Raw genomic sequence first — 1614 nt, 5'->3', positions numbered from 1 at the left:
CCTCGCGGCCGAGGCGCACGCCCAGGCCGTACGGGCGCACCGCGACCCGCGTGCCGCCCGCACCTCGCGTACCCGCGCCGTCGCGCTCGCCCGGCGCTGCCAGGGCGCCCGTACCCCGGCGCTGTCCGGGCTGGTCCTGGGTGAACTGACCGCCAGGCAACGGCAGATCGTCACCCTCGCGGCCGCCGGCCTCAGCAACCGGCAGATCGCGGAGAAGCTCACCCTGTCCATCCGTACCGTCGGCAACCACCTCTACAGCGCCTACGCCCGGCTCGGCGCGAGTGACCGCGGTGCCCTGCCGTGGCTGGTGGAACTGCCGGCAGCGCAGTCCGCCTGAACTGCGCCCATTGGACCGGCGGTCTGACCCCCGTGATCGGGGGAGGGGTCAGGCCGCCCCCCAACGTCAAGGCCACAACGTCAAGGGCACGCGTGGGTCAGGCCGCACCGAACGCCGAGAACGCCCACCCCGTCGCCTGGTGCGTCGCGTCGCCCGGCAGCGCGGTCCGCGCGTCGCGCAACGCCTCCGCCAGCGACAGACCGGCGCTCAGCCCCTTGTGCAGCGAGAGCATCAACGGCACCACCGCGGCGTCGTTGACGGGCGCGCTGCACGCCACCACCCCGGCCGTGCCCAGCGGCAGCAGCGCGGTGACCAGGCCGAGCAGCTCGTCGGCGCCGACGGACGCGAACCGGGCGGTGTCGCAGCAGGAAAGGATGATCCGGTACGGACTGCGGTCCAGGCGTTCGAAGTCGTGGACGATGAGCGGGCCGTCGGCCATCCGCAGGGACGAGAACAGGGGGCTGTCCGCGCGGAACGTGCCGTGCGCGGCGATGTGCGCCAGCGCCGAGCCGTCGAGCTCCTCCAACACCCGGGGCACACGCGCTTCTTCGTGCTCCAGCACGGTGGAACCGCCGTACCGGTCGGCCAGTTCGGGTACCTCCGCACCGCCGGTCGCCAGGCCCGGGCCGCGCACCAGCACCTGCCGTCCGCCGGGCGGCGGCGCCGTCTCCCGGGCCCGCAGCCAGCTGCTCGCTGACGGCGACACGCTGAACACCCGGTCCCGCAGCGAGGGCAGCAGCGCCCACGGCACCCGGTGCAGCCGGCCCGGCGGTACCACCACGACCGGCCCGGAGCCCAGCTGGGCCGCCGCCGGACCGAGCAGCAGCTCCTCCAGCCGGCGGCCCGCCGCCTCCACCACCGGAAGCCTTGCCTCCGCCCCCGGATGGGCCAGCCGCCGCAGCCCGGCCTGCACATGCTCGGCCTCGGTCTCCGCCTCGGCGAGGAGCCCCGCCTCGAACCGCCGCACCCGGCCCTGCCCGCACAGCAGCACGTGGACGCGCCCGTCGAGCACGGCCAGCTCCACCAGCCGCACATCGTCCCCCAGCCGTTGCAGCAACCGAGCCGGGTCGAACCGGTCTCCGTCGCCGGGCGCGTCGCCGCGCATGTGCAGGGTCCGGGAGCGGATCTCCCGTTCGAGCCGCCGCTGTTCGCGCTCCAGGGCCGGAACCGCGCGGCCGTCCCGGCGAGCCTCCGCCGCGCGGGCGGCGATCTCGCGGAACGCGGTGAGGTCGCCGAGCAGCGCGGTGTCGGCGGGCGGCCGGGTCGGCGGCGCGGAC

Annotated in this window: 2 protein-coding genes; one reads left to right on the top strand and one right to left on the bottom strand. The window is 75.9% G+C overall.

Going from position 1 to position 1614, the window contains the following annotated elements; all coding sequences use genetic code 11:
* The coding region (locus CLM62_RS29805) for a response regulator transcription factor (protein WP_143659170.1) at positions 1-337 on the top strand (337 nt) is incomplete at its 5' end.
* 97 nt (positions 338-434) lie between these two features.
* Here the strand turns inward: CLM62_RS29805 and CLM62_RS29800 are convergent.
* Positions 435-1614, bottom strand: a 1180-nt coding sequence (locus CLM62_RS29800; protein ID WP_257004175.1) for a CHAT domain-containing protein, incomplete at its 5' end; no start/stop codon positions are given.

This window comes from Streptomyces sp. SA15 (assembly GCF_002291145.1).
Taxonomy (GTDB): domain Bacteria; phylum Actinomycetota; class Actinomycetes; order Streptomycetales; family Streptomycetaceae; genus Streptomyces.
Note: the sequence above shows the minus strand (reverse complement) of the source record. Positions and strands in the feature narration are given on the sequence as shown.